Annotated in this window: 19 protein-coding genes and 3 pseudogenes; 14 read left to right on the top strand and 8 right to left on the bottom strand. The window is 56.3% G+C overall.

The genetic code is table 11. The annotated features are described in order from the left end of the window. Positions 1-25: 25 nt before the first annotated feature. Together tkt and R6X40_RS24200 are read right to left on the bottom strand one after the other, a co-directional pair. Positions 26-2,058, bottom strand: a pseudogene (gene tkt / locus R6X40_RS24205) (transketolase). A gap of 347 nt (positions 2,059-2,405) precedes the next feature. After that, on the bottom strand, positions 2,406-2,657 hold the full coding sequence (locus R6X40_RS24200; RefSeq protein WP_318416814.1) for a BrnA antitoxin family protein: 252 nt from the start codon (positions 2,655-2,657) through the stop codon (positions 2,406-2,408). Positions 2,658-2,756: 99 nt separating this feature from the next. On the opposite strand from R6X40_RS24200, the gene R6X40_RS24195 reads away from it, so the two are divergent. Next, positions 2,757-3,182, top strand: coding sequence for a plastocyanin/azurin family copper-binding protein (locus R6X40_RS24195; protein ID WP_318416811.1), 426 nt, complete (start codon positions 2,757-2,759; stop codon positions 3,180-3,182). An 85-nt stretch (positions 3,183-3,267) separates the two neighbouring features. Then, positions 3,268-3,771, top strand: coding sequence for a cytochrome b (locus tag R6X40_RS24190; RefSeq protein ID WP_318416808.1), 504 nt, complete (start codon positions 3,268-3,270; stop codon positions 3,769-3,771). Between the two features lie 346 nt (positions 3,772-4,117). On the opposite strand, the gene R6X40_RS24185 is transcribed toward R6X40_RS24190, so the two are convergent. Both R6X40_RS24185 and R6X40_RS24180 read right to left on the bottom strand, forming a co-directional pair. Then, on the bottom strand, positions 4,118-4,468 hold the full coding sequence (locus R6X40_RS24185) for an integration host factor subunit alpha (protein WP_318416806.1): 351 nt from the start codon (positions 4,466-4,468) through the stop codon (positions 4,118-4,120). A 68-nt stretch (positions 4,469-4,536) separates the two neighbouring features. After that, positions 4,537-4,965: a MucR family transcriptional regulator gene (locus tag R6X40_RS24180; protein ID WP_318416803.1), complete on the bottom strand. Its 429-nt coding sequence runs from the start codon at positions 4,963-4,965 to the stop codon at positions 4,537-4,539. Between the two features lie 460 nt (positions 4,966-5,425). On the opposite strand from R6X40_RS24180, the gene R6X40_RS24175 reads away from it, so the two are divergent. From R6X40_RS24175 to R6X40_RS24150, 6 genes are all read left to right on the top strand, one after another. Continuing rightward, positions 5,426-6,868: an ATPase domain-containing protein gene (locus tag R6X40_RS24175; protein WP_318416800.1), complete on the top strand. Its 1,443-nt coding sequence runs from the start codon at positions 5,426-5,428 to the stop codon at positions 6,866-6,868. Next, positions 6,865-7,917 (top strand): sensor histidine kinase, encoded by a 1,053-nt coding sequence (locus R6X40_RS24170; RefSeq protein ID WP_318416797.1) that lies wholly within the window; start codon positions 6,865-6,867, stop codon positions 7,915-7,917. Before R6X40_RS24175 ends, R6X40_RS24170 begins: the two co-directional genes overlap by 4 nt. Positions 7,918-8,072: 155 nt before the next feature. Next, a complete protein-coding gene (locus R6X40_RS24165) occupies positions 8,073-8,444 on the top strand; it encodes a response regulator (protein ID WP_318416794.1) in 372 nt (123 codons plus the stop codon). 470 nt (positions 8,445-8,914) lie between these two features. Continuing rightward, positions 8,915-9,088, top strand: a complete 174-nt coding sequence (locus tag R6X40_RS24160; RefSeq protein WP_318416996.1) for a helix-turn-helix domain-containing protein — start codon at positions 8,915-8,917, stop codon at positions 9,086-9,088. Between the two features lie 412 nt (positions 9,089-9,500). Next, a complete protein-coding gene (locus R6X40_RS24155) occupies positions 9,501-10,382 on the top strand; it encodes a beta-1,6-N-acetylglucosaminyltransferase (protein ID WP_318416791.1) in 882 nt (293 codons plus the stop codon). Positions 10,383-10,821: 439 nt separating this feature from the next. Continuing rightward, positions 10,822-11,370: a biliverdin-producing heme oxygenase gene (locus tag R6X40_RS24150; protein ID WP_318416789.1), complete on the top strand. Its 549-nt coding sequence runs from the start codon at positions 10,822-10,824 to the stop codon at positions 11,368-11,370. Between the two features lie 99 nt (positions 11,371-11,469). On the opposite strand, the gene R6X40_RS24145 is transcribed toward R6X40_RS24150, so the two are convergent. After that, the gene (locus R6X40_RS24145) at positions 11,470-11,934 is read right to left on the bottom strand and encodes a response regulator (RefSeq protein ID WP_318416786.1); all 465 of its coding nucleotides are present in this window, start codon (positions 11,932-11,934) and stop codon (positions 11,470-11,472) included. A 156-nt stretch (positions 11,935-12,090) separates the two neighbouring features. Then, a complete protein-coding gene (locus R6X40_RS24140) occupies positions 12,091-12,807 on the bottom strand; it encodes an IS6 family transposase (protein ID WP_318416783.1) in 717 nt (238 codons plus the stop codon). A 38-nt stretch (positions 12,808-12,845) separates the two neighbouring features. On the opposite strand from R6X40_RS24140, the pseudogene R6X40_RS24135 reads away from it, so the two are divergent. The 4 genes and pseudogenes from R6X40_RS24135 to R6X40_RS24120 form a co-directional block, all read left to right on the top strand. Beyond that, a pseudogene (locus R6X40_RS24135) lies at positions 12,846-12,965 on the top strand (LysR family transcriptional regulator); the annotation flags it as partial. 208 nt (positions 12,966-13,173) lie between these two features. Then, positions 13,174-13,641 carry an Hsp20 family protein gene (locus R6X40_RS24130; protein WP_318416780.1) on the top strand — a complete coding sequence of 156 codons (468 nt, stop codon included), beginning with the start codon at positions 13,174-13,176 and terminating at the stop codon, positions 13,639-13,641. 73 nt (positions 13,642-13,714) lie between these two features. Next, the gene (locus tag R6X40_RS24125; RefSeq protein WP_318416777.1) at positions 13,715-14,014 is read left to right on the top strand and encodes a DUF982 domain-containing protein; all 300 of its coding nucleotides are present in this window, start codon (positions 13,715-13,717) and stop codon (positions 14,012-14,014) included. Positions 14,015-14,032: 18 nt separating this feature from the next. Continuing rightward, positions 14,033-14,365, top strand: a complete 333-nt coding sequence (locus R6X40_RS24120) for a hypothetical protein (RefSeq protein ID WP_318416775.1) — start codon at positions 14,033-14,035, stop codon at positions 14,363-14,365. A gap of 526 nt (positions 14,366-14,891) precedes the next feature. Here R6X40_RS24120 and R6X40_RS24115 read toward each other — a convergent pair. Both R6X40_RS24115 and R6X40_RS24110 read right to left on the bottom strand, forming a co-directional pair. Further along, complete coding sequence (locus tag R6X40_RS24115) at positions 14,892-15,809, bottom strand: nucleotidyl transferase AbiEii/AbiGii toxin family protein (protein WP_318416773.1); 918 nt, start codon at positions 15,807-15,809, stop codon at positions 14,892-14,894. Continuing rightward, positions 15,799-16,644 carry a type IV toxin-antitoxin system AbiEi family antitoxin domain-containing protein gene (locus R6X40_RS24110; RefSeq protein ID WP_318416770.1) on the bottom strand — a complete coding sequence of 282 codons (846 nt, stop codon included), beginning with the start codon at positions 16,642-16,644 and terminating at the stop codon, positions 15,799-15,801. Before R6X40_RS24110 ends, R6X40_RS24115 begins: the two co-directional genes overlap by 11 nt. Positions 16,645-16,861: 217 nt before the next feature. Between R6X40_RS24110 and R6X40_RS24105 the strand changes: the two are divergent. Both R6X40_RS24105 and R6X40_RS24100 read left to right on the top strand, forming a co-directional pair. Continuing rightward, a pseudogene (locus tag R6X40_RS24105) lies at positions 16,862-17,629 on the top strand (IS256 family transposase); the annotation flags it as partial. Then, positions 17,615-19,099 (top strand): HAMP domain-containing sensor histidine kinase, encoded by a 1,485-nt coding sequence (locus R6X40_RS24100; protein ID WP_318416995.1) that lies wholly within the window; start codon positions 17,615-17,617, stop codon positions 19,097-19,099. The pseudogene R6X40_RS24105 and the gene R6X40_RS24100, both read left to right, overlap by 15 nt. Positions 19,100-19,210: the final 111 nt, after the last annotated feature.

Genomic DNA, 19,210 nt, shown 5'->3' with positions numbered 1-19,210 from the left:
CCTGCGTAAAGTTTTTCGAACCGCTTTACCTGATTGAATTCGAACCGACGACATGACGCCCGGCACGAACGACGGCGTCGGTGGTAATATCGAACTTTTTGTAGACATCGTCGATCTTGCCGGACGCGCCGAACCTGTGCATGCCGACGAATAGACCGTCCAATCCGATATAGCGGTCCCAACTGTCCTGGACGCCAGCTTCTACTGCGACCCGCGCGCGCGTGTCGCCGAGCACCGATTGTCTGTAGGCGGCGTCCTGTTTCTCGAAAAGAGACCTGCAGGGCATCGAGACGACCGCCGTCCGAATGCCTTCGCTCTGGAGAACCGTCCGCGCCTCAACGGCCAGATGCAATTCCGATCCCGCTGAAAGGATCGTCAGTTGCCGCACACCACCTTCCGCTTCCAGGAGGACGTAGCCTCCCATTGCTGAAAGGTTCTTGGCTGACAGATCTTTGCGAAGCATGGGCATTGGCTGGCGCGACAAGGCTATCAAGGCCGCCTGGCGCGGCGTGTCCATGATAGCCTCCCAGCATTCCGCCGTCTCGATCGGATCGCCTGGGCGATACACGGCAAGTTGTGGGATCGCAAGGCGCTCAGGTGTTCGATCGGCTGATGCGTCGGGCCATCCTCACCAAGTCCGATCGAATCATGGGTCATGACGAAGATCGAGCGCACTTCCATCATCGCCGCCAGCCTGATCGAGGGACGGCAGTAGTCCGAGAATGTCATGAACGTACCGCCATAAGGGATGAGACCGCCATGAAGCGCCAAACCGTTCATCGCTGCCGCCATGCCGTGTTCGCGAACACCGTAGTGGATATACGAGCCCAAAAATTCGCCGGGTTTGATCTCGACCTGGTTTTTGGTCTTGGTATTATTCGACGGGGTCAAATCGGCCGAGCCGCCGAGCAGCTCCGGGATCGCATTAAACAGGTGGTCCAGCACGATGCCGCTCGCCTGACGCGAGGCCAGCTCCTTTTCCGAGCCAAGTAACTCTTGCTTTGCTGCTTGGATTGTTGAGCGCCAGTTGGACGGAAGCTCGCCGTTCATCCTGCGCTTGAATTCGCTGTTGTTAGACGCGTCGACCCGGTTCGCCCATTCCGCGCGGTCTGAGGCATGCTTGGCTCCTATCTGACGCCATTCGCTCAGTAGGTCCTGGGGAATTTCGAATGGCGGCGCTGCCCATTGCAGAGTTTCGCGTGCTCCGGCGATCTCCTCTTCCCCGGGGGCATCGCTGTGGGCCTTCTGGGTGCCCGCCTTGGTCGGAAATCCGAATCCGATGATTGTCTTGCACGCGATCAGGGAAGGCCGGTCATCTACCTGCCGCGCCTTGATGATGGCGCCCCGGATAGCATCAGTGTCATGGCCGTCGATTTCCTGCACATGCCAATTCGCCGCCTCGAAACGTGCCGGCTGGTTGTCAGATTCTGCAAGGCTGATCGCGCCGTCGATCGAGATCGAATTGTCGTCCCAGAAAGCAATAAGCTTTCCGAGTTTGAGATGTCCCGCAAGCGAAATGGCCTCGTGGCTGATACCTTCCATGAGGCAACCGTCGCCGAGGAACACGTAGGTGTGGTGGTCAACCAGATCGTCGCCGAACGATGCATTCATGATGCGTTCGCCGAGCGCAAGTCCAACGGAATTGGCAAGTCCCTGGCCGAGCGGCCCTATCGTCGTTTCGATCCCGGTGGCGTGATGGTACTCAGGATGCCCCGCGGTTCGGCTATCGATCTGTCGGAAATTCTTGATCTCCTTGATCGTCATGTTCTCATAGCCCGTCAGGTAGAGCAGGCTGTAGAGGAGCATCGAGCCGTGGCCGTTGGAAATCAGGAAACGGTCGCGATCAAACCAGTAAGGGTCTGCCGCATCGAATTTGAGGAACTCGGAGGACAGGACGGCGGCGATGTCGGCCATTCCCATCGGCATGCCGGGATGACCACTCTTTGCCTTCTGTACCGCGTCCATAGAAAGGAAGCGGATGCAATTGGCCAGCTCCCGCAGGCGCTTGTCTTTGGGGGCCGGAACGGTCTTGCGAGGTTGCTGGGAAACATCTGACATGTCCTAATCCTCTTTCGTTGAAACGCGGATCGCACGGCAAACCACCCGGCGCGACCAGTAGGCACATGTGCAACATAGGGCGCGACGGAATAGAAGACACGTCATCGACATTTATTTTGCGGCGCCAAATTCGCGGTCGCCCACTGCCAGGTCATAATGGCCGACCAAAGCATCAATATCGGCATCTGGTAGGCACAGATCCGCACAGTATCGTCACTTATTCCTAATGAATTTTTCGGCCGCAAAGGCACTTCAAGAGTTCAGTGAACATGGCCGCACCAAACAGCGACAATTGTCGGAAACCACCTAAATCAGCCGCGCTCCGCATAACGTGCCAAGCGAGTGCGTCAGATTCCCGCGAGTGTGCGAAGTGCTTCATTAATTCGCAATTGCCATCCTTCTCCAGTCGCCTGGTAGAAATCGGCAACGTCGGCATCGAGACGGATTGTGTGCCAGCGTTGTGGCAATTCAACTGAGCGCTGATTGGTGTTGTGTGCCCTCATGGCGCGGTGGTCCAACACCTGTTGGACCAGATCGTCGGGCTTTTCGTCATCGTTTGGTAAGGTCGGTTTTGCCATGGTCGCCATCACATCCTTCATTGCAACTGTGCAAACGCCATTGAAGGTAGGCCGGCTTTCAGTTTGCTGTCAGTAAGGCTGAATATCGGTCGGGCATTCTCAATGGAAAGGTAGACCAATATGATTCATTTCCGCAATGCAATTGCCGCCGTTGCCCTCGTTTGTCTTGCAACGCCTGCCTTCGCTGGGACAACCGTCAAGGTTGTAGAAGGCGGAGAAGGTGGTGGTCCCATGTCCCTCACGTTGGATCAGCTAACCATCAAAGCTGGCGAGACAACATTCCTGGTTCACAACGACGCTGTCTCAGAGGAGCATGAAATGGTGCTCGTGAAACTAAAGTCTGCCGACCAGGCAATTGCCATCGTTGCGGCCAAGCACCGTGTTGACGAGAAGAAGCTTAAAAGCATGGGCGAAGTCTCAGAGTTGAAGCCAGGCGAAGACGGCGAGTTGAAGGCGAACCTCGTGCCGGGCTCTTACGTGCTCCTATGCAACATCAAGAGCCATTACGAGGCTGGTATGCACGCCTTGCTGACCGTCACGAAATAGTAGGAAATTCGACGATAGGAATAACGGGCCGACCTCGCGGATTGCGTCGATGACAGACTGTGAGGTCCGCAAATTCTAGAAGGAAATGCCTCCGTTGAAGACGCCAGCTTCGTTCTCCCTGCCGCAGCGTGCCGTTCACTGGCTCACGGCAGCACTTGTTTTCTTTAATCTTCTTCTTCCAGATGGCATGAACGCGTGGAACCGCAGCATCAAAAAAGCAGGTGTGGCAACTGCCGATCAGGTGGCGAGCGCCAACATCCACGCCTATGTGGGGAGCGCCATCCTGGTTCTCGTCTGTCTTCGTCTTGTTTTCCGATTGGTGCACGGAGTGCCGTCCTCACCATCTCAAGAACCTGTGTTTTTCGTATTGGTATCCAAGATCGCCCATGGCCTCCTCTACGTCCTTCTGCTCGCGATGCCTTTGACCGGCATGGCGGCCTATTATCTCGGCTACAGCGCAGCAGGCGAAGTGCACGCCGATATCCTCAAGGTCGCCCTTTGGACGCTGATTAGCGGCCATGTCCTTGGTGTGCTGGTCCACCAATTGTACTGGAAGACAAACGTTCTTCGCCGAATGACGATAGGCTAACCGTTCACGCGGCTACCATCGCTCTTCCGGCGCAACGCGTCGTGCAAGCGGCAAACACAACATTGCGCAGGCCGTGAGGACCGCAATGACCATCCTGCTTCTCGCAAAGTCAGCCGATATGGGCCGTGAGCCGATCATGTCATCGGTTAGTATCTCATCAAGGCGGCCACCTCTAATGATCAAACCTTAGGCTTTCTACCGGATCTCATTGCGGGTGGACGCGAAGCGTCGCCGCTACCTCGGCAAATAATTCTGCGAACGGACCACAAGAACGTCAGCAAGGGCTTCCAGGGCGGACCCGGTAAGCCACCGCCGCATTCCAATACCCACGCGTGGCAACCCCGCGTCACCGGGTTAGCACGTCCAGCGCTGGCCTTGCCTTAGTCTTTTCCGCGCGTGCAAGATGTGCGGATAGAACTCGATCCTTCAGAATGTGGGAGGCCTTAAAAGTGATCACGCGGCGTTGGGAAATGGCAGCCTCTTCCCCGGTCTGGGGATTACGGCCAATCCGTCCGTTCTTTTGCCGCACCTGGAAGGTGCCGAAGGAAGAGAGCCTCACGCTTCCATGTTGTTCAATGGCCCGGCAAATTTCGTCCAGCACCATCTTGACCAGTTCCGCCGCTTCAGTTCGGGATAGTCCAACTTTGTTGAAAACCGTTTCCGCCAGATCGGACCGGGTCAGTGTCTTCCGTTCCATGCTGCACTGCGTCCCCAGACTTGTTCCAATTCAACACTTAGGCATTTGAGTACGTGGCGAGATCCCGGTCAAGTGGCTTTGCGTCGAAGCCGTCCAAGTCCATGGGAACGGGCCAATTGCGACCGTTTCGCTGCATACGCGGGCGCCACCATCGGATAGTCATCCGGCAGTCCCCATTTCGCCCGGTACTCATCGGGTGTCATCCCGAATTTGGAGCTTAGGTGCCGCCTTAATGATTTGTAGGGTTTGCCGTCTTCCAGGCAGATAAGGAACTCATCAGTGATCGACTTTCTGATCGATATCGCTGGTTTTGGTTTTTCCTCAAGCCGTTGAACGGTGATCGAACCTGCGTTCTTCGTGTTATTGAGGGCCGCATGCACGGACGATATCAACTCTCCAACGCCCTTGGCAGGCACAACGTGATTTTGCACGTAGGAGGCGACAATGGCCGCCGTGAGAGCCACTAAGCGGGTTTGGGTAGGATCGTCTAACTGCATTGTCACAATTCCATTTCTTATGACCGTTCGATGGTGACAGGTAGGCATTTTGACACAGCAAACAACCCGCCAGATTTTAGGGTATTTGTTAATTCATTGTTTGGAGCAGGACCGTTCTCTCGCGGCGAGCGGTCCTGGTTTGACAAGCCTAGAATTACCAATTCTTCCCCAGCAATTCCGGTACGAGGTGGATCTTTTGCTCGCTGTGAAATTTGCCTAAACGGAACCATAGCCAGAGAAACAGAGCGCTCGGCTGTCCGGGAACCTGGCCACCCAACAAGCCGCGTCACGATGCGATATCCTCGCTCATCGCGGGAGACCATTAAAAATTGTGCCGAGCGGACGTAATCCCAGTTATTGAAGTTTTGAGAAAGACAAATATAACATGCCAGCGGCTCTTCCCCGGACGATGCGCGCCATCGAATTCAATGTGCGCCAAGCACTGTAGTGGAAGACCAACATGCCCAAACAAAAAAAGCCAGCTGTTGTCAGCACGGGGATTACCGGCCTTGATGAGATCCTGCGCGGCGGCTTGCCGGCATCGAACCTGTATATGCTGCAGGGCGCACCGGGATCTGGCAAGACGACCGCGGCGCTGCAGTTTTTGCGCGCCGGCGTCGAGGCCGGTGAAAGCTGCATCTACGTCACGCTTTCGCAGACAGCAGCAGAACTGGAGGCCATTGCCGCATCGCACGGCTGGACCCTTGAGGGAATCCGTGTCGAAGAGCTCTCGACGTCGGGGAACGTCAGTGAAGCAGACGACCAGAGCATCTTCCTGACGGCGGATCTGCGGCTGGACGAAACCAGAAAAGCCATCGAGGCGGCGATCGAGGAACACAAGCCCCGCCGTCTCGTCTACGACTCCCTTCTCGAGATCCGGCTGATCACCGGTGATAGTCCGCGGTTTAGGAGGGAGTTGATCGGGTTTAAGTCGTTTCTTGCGAAAAGGAACGTGGTGGCGCTGCTGCTGGATACCCAGACGCCGGGCTCCGATCGCAGCGGCGAGGAGGTCGAGGGTCTCGCCCACGGCGTCATCCGTTTCGACAAGTCTTTGGAGGAATACGGTGGCGTGCGCCGCCGCATCGAGGTCTCCAAGATGCGCGGTGTGCCGATTGCCGATGGGTATCACGACATGGCAATCCGTGAAGGTGAAGGCGTCGTGGTGTTCCCCCGCATCATGCCAAGCGCGGCCTCGGAGAATCCGAAGCCGCAACTGATCAAGTCCGGGGTCGCCGAGCTTGACGAAATGTTTGGCGGCGGCCAAGAGCCTGGGACCACAACATTGGTGATCGGGCAGTCTGGCACCGGCAAATCGACGATGTCATCCCTTTATGCGACGGCTGCGCTCGAGCGCGGTGAGAGTGTCGCGCTGTTCCTCTTCGAGGAGCGGCTGGAAACATTCTTCCGCCGGTCCGAAGGCCTGGGCATGGAACTCCGGCAGTTCCACAAAGACGGCAAGCTGATCCTGCGCGATTTCAATCCCAACGAAATCTCGCCCGGAGAATTTGGGCAAATCGTTCAAGACGCGGTCACGCAAAACAAGTCGCGCGTGGTCGTGATCGACAGCTTGACTGGATATCTGAACTCTCTGCCGCACCGCGAGAAAGCGGTTCGCGACATCCAGTCGCTGCTGAAGTATCTTGCCCGCTCTGGCGTCCTGACCATGCTGATTGTTGCTCAGCACGGCTTGATCGGACAAAATGTCGGCATCGATGTGGACGTCAGTTTCCTCGGCGATACCGTTTTGCTTCTGCGGATCATGGAGCATGAAGGACGGCTGCGCCGGAACATCACCGTTGTCAAAAAGCGCCACGGTCCGCATGATCTCAATGTCCGTGAACTGCTGATCGAAAGCGGCAGCGTCAGCGTTGTCGCCTATAATCCCCTTCCAGATCCGAAATGAATGGAGTTCCCAAAGACAGCGAGCTGGACTGGGTGCTCGTCCTTGCTCCCTTTCGCAAGGATGCTGATTACATTGCTGCCTTTCTTCAGGAACAAAAGATCGAGGTCCAGGGCGCCAAGGTCGACGACGATTTGGTGGAGCACCTCGCCCTGTCTCCCGGCATTATCGTTATTACGCATGAGGCGCTCAACCCGCAGGTTGTCGCCAGTGTTGCGGCCCATCTTGCTGAGCAGCCCGACTGGTCGGAAGTGCCGATCATCGTTCTTTTGGAGCGCACTGCGCCGGTTGCACGAATTCGCATTCAATTGCAGACGTCATGGCCTGGTTCGCGCCTCTTGTTCTATACCCGTCCGATTGCACCGCTGGAACTTGTAAATGGCATCCAGTCAAATCTTTTGGTGCGACTGCGCCAGCGCCAGGTCCGTGATTCCATCGAGCGGGAAAGAGAACTGCGTCTGGAGCTCAATCACCGGGTGAAGAACATTCTGGCCAGCGTCACGTCGATTTTTCAGATGACAAGGCGGGGAGCAACAACCGTCGAGGACCTGGCCAGCGATTTTACCGGTCGCCTTCAGGCCCTTTCGAACGTGCATACTGCCGTGTTTCAAGCCGGCGGCGAGGAGGTGTCACTTTCAGCCATCATTGACCTAACGGTTTCTCCATACAACAGCGACGGCGTCAGCCGTATCAATGTCACTGGGTCGGATCTTGTTGTCAGCCGGGACGCCGGCACTACGATAGCGCTGTGCCTGCATGAGCTGATCACCAACGCGATAAAATACGGCGCACTTTCACACCCCGACGGGCATGTGGAGCTCGCGTGGACGGTTGCTAAAAGTGCCGGTTCCAACTTCACTATGAACTGGACCGAAGTCGGGGGACCGCAGGTGCGCGAGCCGACGCGGCAGGGATATGGGACCCGATATGTGCGATCCGCGCTCGGATCGCTGTTTGGCACGGCTCCCGAGATTGTTTTTGCTCCCGCCGGGTTCCGGTGCAACGTCAGCGGTCCTGCGGCGAGGATTTCACCGGAGAGTGCAGATTTATGACCTTTCTATCAATTGGAAGTTGATGCTGGATTTTGCCCTAGCACCCTGACAGATAATTCGTTCCCTCACGGATCAATTGCGCTGTCCGCGCGTTTATAGCTCTCGCTTATTAAAAAAAGACATACCCGCAGCGTCAACGATGGAGAGTGGGACGGATGGGGCACAAGAGGATCACGGTTATTGTTGTCGAGGACGAACCGCTCGTCCGGTTGGATATCGTGATATCACTTGAAAACGAAGGCTTTATCGTACTGGAAGCCTCGAATGCAGACGAAGCCATCGATCTTCTCGACACACATTCCGAAATCCGGTTGATGTTCACCGATATCGACATGCCAGGAAGCATGGACGGATTGAAACTGGCGCAATCCGTGCGAGACAGATGGCCACCCGTCAAAATCATCATTGCCTCCGGCCACCGTCAACTCAGCGACGAACTTCTGCCGGTCGAGGGACGGTTTTTCAGCAAGCCATACGATCACGCGCGTGTCATAACCGCAATGCGGGAAATGTCGGCGGCAGCCTAGACATTGGCGCCCACCGACCGAGAAGCTCGCATTCCCAAGCTAGCCCCTGTTCATCAACACCCTGGAATTCCATGCCTGAGACGATGGATGTTTCGCCGCCTACACTTTCGGCGGTCCTCTTCAATTACGACACGCCGCTGTCCTTGATCAGTCTCCAACCTTAGGAGACCAATCAAAGGGTCTTTCGACAACTGAGTGAGTTGCGTTTTCACCAGCTTCAGATTGTTAACATCGATGATCAAAATAATGGGTCCGTTGAAGAAGATTCTAAACAACTGGCGATATGTAAGCGTAATCTAATTAATGTCGCATATCTTGGAATTATTGCAATTGAGAAAGCGTTCACGTGCGATCGGAATGAATACCGTATTCACAGTGGATGTTTTTGGTCGGATCTTTCTCGATTTGCAAAGTGGGATGTCAAGCGCAGAATTGCCGCCGTGTTGCAGCGGGCTGGGTGGGTCGGCGATATGCCGATCCCATTGTCTCAAACGGACCTTGGCATCATGACGAATGCGTCACGGCAGCAGGTCAATATCGCAATGCGGCGTTTCGTTGCGGCTGGTTGGGTGAACTACACTTACCGATCCATCACGTATCAAATATTTCCACGAATTCGCCGTCGAAAACAGAGCGGAGGGTGACGCGGTGATCCTGGCGATCTCGACGCAATAGGCAATTACTGCACCCATCAACGTGGCGGCGCAATAGGCTCTAATGAGGTGTCCCGTTCATCCTGGTGTTCGCTTTAGCGTGGAGTCGATATAGGCCCGCCACTCGATGGCAGTTGGTAACGAGGGAAGCCGCAAATAACAGCTGATCGAATTGCACTGCGGCTCCCTCATCGACCGTGCGATTTTGTGCGAAGAAAACCCACGTCGGTGTTACCAAGTGAATTCCGGAGCGCAATCTTGCAGTCTCCGGGCTTATTTGAACTGGACCCACCTTGAATATATCCATTTGGTCGACACGCACCGACGACGGCGCGATCGGCGGAGGCTTTCCCATGGCTTCGCGTAAGGTCTCGGCAGTTGAGATCGCACTCGGTGTCGGAGAATGATCGGCTACCTGATCCTCGTCCATCGGTTTCCAGAGCAGTTCAAACGGCTCTTCAAAGCGATCTATGATCCCCTTAACAGCTATGTTGTGCACGTTGACAAGAACTCGGGTGCCAAGCTCGATGCCGACCTGCGCGACTTCCTTGAGCCCTATTCCAATGCAGAGGTCATGGAGGGACGCGCAGCATTGTGGGGCGGCTACAGCCTCGTTGATGCCGAGCTTCGGGGCATGGAACACCTGTTAGCGATGGACCGGAACTGGAGTCATTTCATCAACCTGAGCGGCCAGGACTTTCCACTGAAAACTCAGCACCAAATTATGGCCCAACTGAGCGCATATCCAAACCGCGAATACATCAAAGTTTTTGATCAGAAGAACATCCGTCCCGATACAATGCGCCGCGTTGGAGAGTTCGTCATTGAAAGAGGCGGCCACATCGAGCAAACGCTGACGATGCGGCCATTCCTCGACGGCGCCACACCCTATATTGGCAACCAGTGGATGATCGTCAGCCGCGCATTCTGTGATTTCGTTTGCAACGATGTTCGCGCGGACCGCTACAAGGCATTCTATCGCAACACCTTCATTGCCGACGAGGGATTTTTTCAAACTGTCATGATGAACACGCAGGTCCATGGGGAGATCGTCAACGATGACCTGCGTATGATCGACTGGGTCCCGGATGGTGATATCAAGTTGCGTCCTAGAACATATCTGCGCCAGGATGCGGCGGAATTGAAGGCCAGCCATAACTTCTTTGCCCGGAAATTCGATCAGGACGTCGATGGCGATATTTTGTCGATACTGGAGGGGCATCTGGCCAGGCAGACGCTCGTCACGGACGCAGAGCCTGACATGCTGTCCGTGACTGCGGCCTAAAGGAAAGTCGCGCAGTGCCGTGCTGGTACTGCGCGCATTCTTCGCGGAATGCCACGTGTCCCTAATTCAATCCTTTGAGATTATGAGCAGCCCTGTTCGAAGAATCGTGGTCGCCCTTGTGCAACGCTAAAATACGTTGCGCATCTTCCAGGCGGATTCCATGTCTTTTCGCAAACGCTGGGGGCTCGTACGAAACATTCATATTCGGTTTCTTCTCAACTGGTTTTGAATGCATCGCGCTTCCCCGTTGCCACCCCGCATCAGTTCGGTGATGGGCGTTAGCGGTAGCACTACCATACGTTTAGGCAAAAAGCTGGAAATGGTACCAGCGAGACCTCTACCAGATTAGACCACCCCTCGAGGAGCAGGGATAATGCCTCTTCTAAACGAACGAGCGTGTCGGCTACAACCAGCCGCCCCACTGCAAAGGACCTTAAACTTGATCAGTTCTCGACGAATGTTTCTGCGTGACCGGAGTGCCGATGCCCATGCATCGCGTGATAGACTTGTCGGACCGCTTGACACGCGTGGCGCGTACCGACGCTATGTCGCTGGGATTGCCGCGTTCCGTCTACCCCTGGAAGCGAAGCTTGCGCCTGTCGTTTGGTCGCAGGTGTTTGCCGGCTACGCGTTCCAGCCGCTGGGTAATCTTCTGGCGGAGGATATGATCGACCTCGATCTGACCGCTATTCGCACTGAGTCTTCTGACGCTGGCCCGATGGCCTTGGAGGAACTCGTCGGAACGCTTTATGTCGTCGAAGGCTCCGCCTTGGGGTCGATACTTCTTTTTAGGCGCGCCGAGGCTCTCGGAATGGCCGCGACCTTTGGCGCCCGGCATCTTGCGGCACAGTCAATGCCCGGTGATCAGTGGCGATCATATCTGACGCTGCTTGAGGCAAGGCCCCTGGACATGGAACTGGTGCTCGAATTTGTCACCGCAACTTTTCAATCTGCCGAGACTGCGTTTGCCAGCTTGGAAGCAAACTGAGAGGCAATGGAACGCGATAAACCTTGCGTGAAATGTGCCTGCGATTACACATTTCGACTTGTGCGTTCGCGAACCTCGTCACGATGATGTCGCTGTAGTTCAGGCGGGATGGCGTTGGGATTGCTGCCTTATCGGCAATACCAGGGCTAGCTTTTCTGAAAGTGAGTCTCGCGAAATCGGCTTGTGCACGACCGGGATGCTGGCAAACCGTGCTGGTACCCCAGTGCCGTCGCGGTAACCCGTGGCAAAAATGAATGGGATGGACCGCAGGGCAAGTTGGTCAGCGACTGCCTCAGACGTTTCGTCGCCCAGGTTAAAGTCGAGGATGGCTAGATCGGGGATGTTTTCGTCAATCAGGCGGACGGCGTGAGACACGCAGGACGCTGTCATCACCTCCTCGCATAAGAGCTCCTTAAGCATCTCTTCTACGTCCATCGCAATCAGAGACTGATCCTCGACGAGAAGTATCGTCAACCCGATGAGGACTGTCGGTAGCGGAGCTGATCGAAGCTCGACGGGAAGCAACAATGGCGCGACAGCGTGCAAATGTGCAGCTGGGATCACAAAACGTGCGCATAAACCGGTGGGTAAGAAATCAAGCTGCGCGGTGCCACCAAGATCGGCCGAGACTGTGCGATCGATGAGACTGGTTCCAAATCCCTTCCGGGGGCACCGTAAAGTTAAAGGGCTGCGGCCCAGATTGGCATGCGCTGCTTCCTCTCACGCCGCTTGCAGGCGCGCGACCTCACTCCACATTTGCATGGCTGTGGTTCTCAGTTCACGGTGATGGCGGGACGGGATATCGTGGCGTGGAATGTGGAAGAGATTGGCGACCGGGTCATGGATGGAGACGAAACGCTGGAGATGTCGAGCTGACTTGAAGCCCTTCATGATGCGCTCTCGCCGTCGTGTCGGCTGATGTGAATTCTCCGCCCGGTTATTCAACCCTTTGTGCGAACGGTGTTCGACGCCGGGCATGATGTCGCGTTTGGCCGCGCCGTAGGATCGGAGTTTGTCGGTGATCATCACACGGGGTGCTTGACCCTGTCCTTTGAGAAGCTTTCGCATCAGACGTTTGGCTGCCTTGGTATTACGGCGACGCTGCACCAGCACATCGAGAACAAAGCCATCCTGATCAACGGCCCGCCACAGCCAGTGCTTCTTGCCGCCGATGGAGATGACGACTTCATCGAGATACCATTTATCGCCAAGCTTTCCGGCTGACCGGCGCCGGATTTCATTGGCAAAGTGGCGACCGAATTTATCGACCCAAAGGCGGACTGTCTGGTGCGAGACAATGATCCCGCGCGCCGCCAGTAAGTCTTCGACCATCCGCAGACTGAGCGGAAAACGAAGATAGAGCCAGACGGCCTGGGCAATCACTTCAGCCGGGAACCGGTGGCCGCGATAAAGGGGATCACGAATGGTTTGGGTCATGCCGCAAAATCGCACAGGCAAATCGCCGCGCGGTTAACGTTACGATGCCGGACGATTGGTGTCTGTCTTGGCCCGGTTATCATATCTATTACCCAAGCCGCAGGCAGGCTTCGCCTGCATTCGCGGTGGTGCTCGAGGCGTTGCGCGAGCGCAGGTGAGGGGTCGCTAACGGGCGTCGTTTTCTGAGCGAGGATTCTGGTGGCGAGGCATCATCGCTCTCCTCAATTTTTTTTGCGGGCCCGCTCTTGAAACCCTGTCGGACACCACCAAAATCGATTGTCACGGCCGCTCATCGAGGGCCGGAAATAACCGAAGGCGACCCCTTTGGCGCCTTCATGTCCATGTTGCTTTACGGAGGATGTGGTTATGGCAACAGCTTACGATTATGCACCCCTGTTTCGGTCCAGCGTCGGCTTCGACCGGGTCTTCAACCTGCTCGAAAACGCCCAGCGCGCCCGTTCCATCAGCGACTGGCCGCCCTACGATATCGTCAAGACGGCCGATGACAGCTACCGTATTTCGGTGGCCGTGGCTGGGTTTTCGCAGGACGATCTTGACCTCACCTTCCAGTCGAACCTTTTGACGATCACAGGAAAGAGAGGCGAGGCTCAGGCTGAGGGATATCTGCACCGCGGCATCGCAGGCCGCCCGTTCGAGCACCGCTTCGAGCTGGCCGACCATGTGCGGGTGACGGGTGCCGACCTTCAAAATGGCCTGCTTTCAATCGATCTTGTCCGGGAAATCCCTGAAGCGATGAAGCCACGCAGGATCGAGATCGGCACGGCCAAGTCTTTGGGCGATCCGGTTCAGATCGAAGCCTCAAGGGCAGCATAAACCCTGACGTCCGGGGCGCCGAAGGGTCGGCGCCCCTCCTTTTCAACAATCGGGCTTGAAACGGAGAGACATCATGAAACCCGATACGTTCAAAACACCCGTGACCATTCTGACCGGCCTTGGAATTCCGACGCCGGTTAAATCGGTATTACACGCTTATCAGCTCCTCATGGACTGGCCGGCTGCCAGTCGTGACCGGGCGCACACCATTGCCACGAACGCCTGTCTGGCCGCACTGAACGGCCATCTCGAAGCCGAGACCGCGCGCGGCCTGTTTGTCACCTTTGCAGAACGGCAGGACGTTCTCGCCCCCGATCTCGATATGCTGGTGGCGGGCAAGCGCAGATTCAGCAGCGATCCGCACATCCACTGACAGTTTTGAAGGAAATTGTTGAACGCGGACGTCAAGGCGAACAAAAGGGGTCGCTGGAGTGTTTGTCTTGATGCCAATAAGGGTGTGGGAGATATGCCGTTGAATGAACATGAGAATGAGTGGAGCAGGAAGGGCGCCGAGGAGCATGTTGCCGATCTCCTCGACGCCGCAAAGAACGGAGCAGTTCAGACGATTGTCGACTTCGATGGGAACTTCGAGGTCCGTTTCATCGCTCCAGTCGTGAGACCGGTTGAGTCTGAGCTCAGCCCACCGGCTGAGCAGAAGGCGGAACTGGAACAACCGGATCAACCACAAATCCCGGCGATACCCGCGGTTCTTCCAAACAGCTGAAGCCCAGCGCCTGTCTTCCTGCCTTCACGGCACACTTGCCGATGGGTTTCTTCATACTTCTGGCCGGGAAACCGGCTCAGTCCGCGTGAAAACTAAAATCGCTGTTCTTGCCAGATCAAGACGCATAGGTTGGGATGCGGTGTCTCGAGAGTTCGAAATCAATTCGTGTCGGGGCAGATGACGGCGATGAGAGATTCGGTCGTTATCCTCCTATGTTTCGCCCATCCACGCTCTCTCCGTTTGTGTACTTGTCTCTGGCTCTTCATCAGGATGAACTGGTAGCGAGCCCACTTGCCGCCAATGGCATGAAGCTTCTCCGCTATGCCGAGCAAAACGGAGGCATTCCGCTGACGCAATCCATGGGCGCTTTTCATAGGAAATGTGTCGAATGGGCCTCGCATGAATTCCAGTGGCCCGGGTATGAGCCGGAAATTCTTGACGCTGTCGAAGAGCCGGCAAATGACTGGCCGGCCGCAAGTGCCTGAGCAGGGAACCTGCGGCCTGCCGTGCTTGGGAACGCAGTCGCTTAAGCAAACACGTTCTCGATTTCCCCACGCTGCAGCGCGTGCTTATCTGGGTTCTGCTGCTTCAGCTTTGCAAGATTGAGCAACTTCCACCGAACTGCCGGTAGGGCCGCCGCCTGCGGCAGGCCAATGGCGTCGAAATCCGGCTCCGCGTCGTGGAGAGTGAGCAGGAACCGCATTGCATTATCATCGAGTCGAGTTCGAAGGTCATCAATGAGGCGCGCTCTCGCATCTTTTAGTTCAACCAGGCTGACGGGCGCGATAGTCATGCCTTCGAATTCTTTCACGAAGGCGTCTTCGAGTTGGGACAGCGACGGCCTGATCAGCTCATGCGGGGGGCGGCCGGAGCTTGCTACGTAGATGAGGAAGGTCCGAAACAGCGCATCGGTAAGCCCCTCGTTGTCGTAGAGCAGCTTCACGTCGAAGAGATCGCGCGGGTGCTGACGGTCCACGGCCGCATGAAGCTTGCCACCAAAAAGATCCTCGAATGACACGACCTGCATTTCGGCAAAGCCGAACGCCTCGGCCACTCCCTCCGTTACCGCCCGCAGTTCCGGAGGATGCACCGTTCCACGCGCGACCGGCGAGGTCTCGATCTTGATTTCGGTTGTACCCTGCCGGACGAGCACCCGCGTGTCATTGTTGCCGCCGCCGGCGATACGCTGCACGTCGATCCCGCGCAGGTTTTTCAGCAGGTCGTCGCGAACGCGGTCAAGCGCGGTGTCGATACCTCTGAGCGTCGTGTCGCGATCCTCGATGGGAAGGTAGGTGAGGTCGATATCGACCGATAAGCGCGGCATATCCCGGTAGAACAGGTTGATGGCCGTCCCACCCTTGAGGGCGAAGACATCCTGCCGAGCGATGTAGGGCAACGTCCGGACCAGCAGTTCGACCTGCCGCATATAGCGATCACGCGCCATCGATATTCTCCTTTGGCAGCAGGTCGGCAGGGACCGTTACGCGATAAATCGGGTGGAGCTTCCCGCCTGGGACAAGTGCTCGATCGCCGCGTCCCATATTGATTTGCGATCTGTCGATATGCTTGAGCCACGTATGCGCGTGTTTGTCGGCGTAGACGAAGAAAAGGCGTTTTACTTTTACGCTGCGACATTGGGTCAACAGCGTCGTCAACATTTTCGGGCGCAGATTGACCATTCCCTCAAACACCATGTCGATGTTGTGAAAGCTCTCGTTTTTCGGAAGTTCATCGAGAATCTCCAGTATTGCCCGCTCTGCAGTCGACATCTTGATAGGCCAGCGCCACGGGCTCATGGCCAGTTCCTCATCTGGATTATCGGAGAGGCTGAATTCGTTGTTCTCTACGCCTTCGTTCGCGTCGGGGAAGAGTCCATGACCTCGCCGAGCGAACCTCGCATCGGTTGCCAACGTCATGAGCCAGTCAGGGATATCGGTGCCATAGAGGTACACGCGTGTATCACCGCCAAGCTGCAGGTAGTGAGAATGGCCGCGCAATCCAAGAGCGGTCAAACCTCCGACGTGGAACGCATGTCCCATGATCCATTGCGCGGATAACAAAGGAATTTTCCAGCCCGTGACGGGTTCCGACGTTTCTCCTGCCGAAAATGGGCGCCGGTAGACGCCTGTCGCGATCCGCTCGAGCCAACCCTGTTTGATATACGCCGATACAGATTGCCGTGAGATCGCATGGCGTGCCGTCCAGGCCGCATCGACGAGGAATCCCGGCGGGACTGATTGGATCAGGTACTTTAGCTTTGCCGTGTTTTGTCCATTCATAGTAGACGGCATAACATAAGTTCAAAGTAAAGATCAAGATCACTTTAATGCATGCTCTTTTTGTCAATCTGTAATTGACAAAAAATATTATAGTCAAAGTATGCTCCTGGAGGGCGGGCAAGATCGTGTCCCAGCGCGTGGTGTAGCTGGGTTTCATAGCCATCGGTGCTTTCCGGTAGGGTCGGGTTGCTTATGACCAACCTGAAGGACACCACCGATGACCGACGAGATGATGAACCTGCGCTCGCTTGTTGAGAAGAGCGCTAATGCCGATTTGCTGCGCGAAATGATTGGCTTTGCCGCCGAGAAGTTGATGGCACTGGAAGTGGGAGCAGCGACGGGTGCGGGCTATGGCGAGAAGACCGCGCTTCGTCTCGCCCAGCGGAATGGCTATCGCGATCGAGATTGGGAAACGCGAGCTGGAACGGTGGAGCTGCGTATTCCCAAGCTGCGGACAGGGAGTTACTTCCCGAGCTTGCTGGAACCACGCCGCATGGCCGAGAAGGCCCTGACGGCGGTCATACAGGCGGCCTATATCCAGGGCATCTCGACACGCTCCGTCGATGACCTGGTGAAGGCCATGGGCATGTCAGGCATCTCAAAGAGTCAAGTCTCAAGGCTTTGCGAGGAAATCGACGTCAAGGTAAAGGCCTTTCTCGACCGCCCCATCGAGGGCGAATGGCCATACGTCTGGATCGATGCCACCTATCTCAAGGTGAGACGTGGTGGGCGCATTGTGTCCGTTGCTGCCATCATCGCAGTCGGGGCCAACACGGATGGACGCCGGGAGGTGCTTGGGCTGGAGATCGGCACGTCCGAGGCCGAGCCGATCTGGACGGAGTTCCTACGAAAGCTGACGCGTCGAGGCTTGAGAGGTGTGAAGCTCGTAGTCTCCGATGCCCATGAGAGCATCAAGACGGCCGTCAGCAAGGTGCTGAATGCGACTTGGCAACGTTGCCGGGTTCACTTCATGCGCGGCGCGATCGTTCAAAATATCATGCGGGGCGCGTGGTTTGGAGGCATGGGCATATTGCTCGTCATCCAGTTCTTCTTCTTCTATTTCGACAAGAAAAAGTTCTACATAATTCTCGCGCTGGACATCTTCGCCGTGAGTTCGACATACTTTGGCAGCCTTGGCCTGGCGCGGCTGTTGTTTTTTGAGCACGGCGGCCTAGGCAATGACTATTTGACCAGTGCCTCGTCGTGGTTGGGTCTGACTGCCGGCGCGCTCTCGATCGCGGGAATTCTGGAGCTCCGGCGCCGCTACCCGCTTGTGGCGCTTTACTTTTGGTTCGCGGCCGTTGCTGGGGCCATCGGCGTCATGTGTGTGTTCGCGGGTGTCAACCGCTACTTTGTGCTTTTGGCTGGCCCTGTCATTCTCGTGCTGACGACCTTGGCAATGGGCGTGGCGGTACTGGACTTCGGCCGCTCGCGCAACGCGCAACATGGCCTAAACCTAGCAGCATTCGGCTTGCTTTGGGCCGGTTTGATTGCGACCAATGGCCAACGTTACGGTATTATGGCACTCCCGAGTTGGGTTGCGGGCTCGTATGCTGCAACGAGTATTATCCATTTTACTCTTCTAACCGGATCCCTAGCCGTGCGGCTACGCAATGCGGAGGCCGCAGCTAGGGATGCCGATCGTCGCGCCCTCGTTGCGGCGACGGTTTCCGAGGAACATGCCAACCATCTGGTGCGGGAAAAGACACGCGAACTCGAAGCGGCAAAACGGGTCGCGGAGAACGCTTTGTCAGTTCAGTTGCAGGCGCAGGAAAGGCAGGTGCGCTTTATGGAAGTGATTTCGCACCAATACCGGACCCCTCTCGGCGTTATTCGCACCAATCTGGAGAGCATCGGGCTGACATTGCCAAAGGCTGACGATCCCAATCGACAGCGGTTGGATAGAGCACATAGAGGCGTCGCGCGATTGGTCGAGGTGCTCGAAGTGAACCTGACACGTAGCAAGCTACAAGGGGTAGCATATCAGCCGGTCTTTTCGGATGTCGGCTTGGCGGAGATCGTCGAAACGACGGTTCGCAGCGCACGCGATCTCCTCCACGGAGCAAACCTAAACCTTTCCATGACAACAGAGGCGAGGGTTGGAAGAGTTCAAGCGGATGCTGAAATGATCCGTCTCGCGGTCATCAATCTGCTCGAGAATGCGTTCAAGTTCTCGGCGCCGGTCGGTTCGACGACGATCTGGCTTGATGTATTCTGCGATGCCGACGAGGCTCATCTGCGCATCAGGGACGAGGGTATAGGCCTGGTCGACGAGCCGGCGAAATTTCTCGCCGGGAACGCTGTGCGTGGCGCCAACGCCGCTCATATCGCGGGAAGCGGCGTAGGTCTGTCACTCGTCAAACGGGCCACCGATGTACATGGAGGCCGCCTCCTTCTTTCAGCCAGGGAAGGGGTCGGAACCGAAGCGACAATCTCTCTGCCGCTCATCACCTAGATCGACGGTGGGATGGCCTTAGCCTTAGGATCATTCTGACGGCAAGCCTCCGGAATGCCGCATCCCGGAAATGATTGATCGCCTTACGAACTTTGGCTGATTGCGATCGGC

This window comes from Rhizobium sp. PL01, assembly GCF_033447125.1.
Lineage (GTDB): Bacteria > Pseudomonadota > Alphaproteobacteria > Rhizobiales > Rhizobiaceae > Pararhizobium.
Note: the sequence above shows the minus strand (reverse complement) of the source record. Positions and strands in the feature narration are given on the sequence as shown.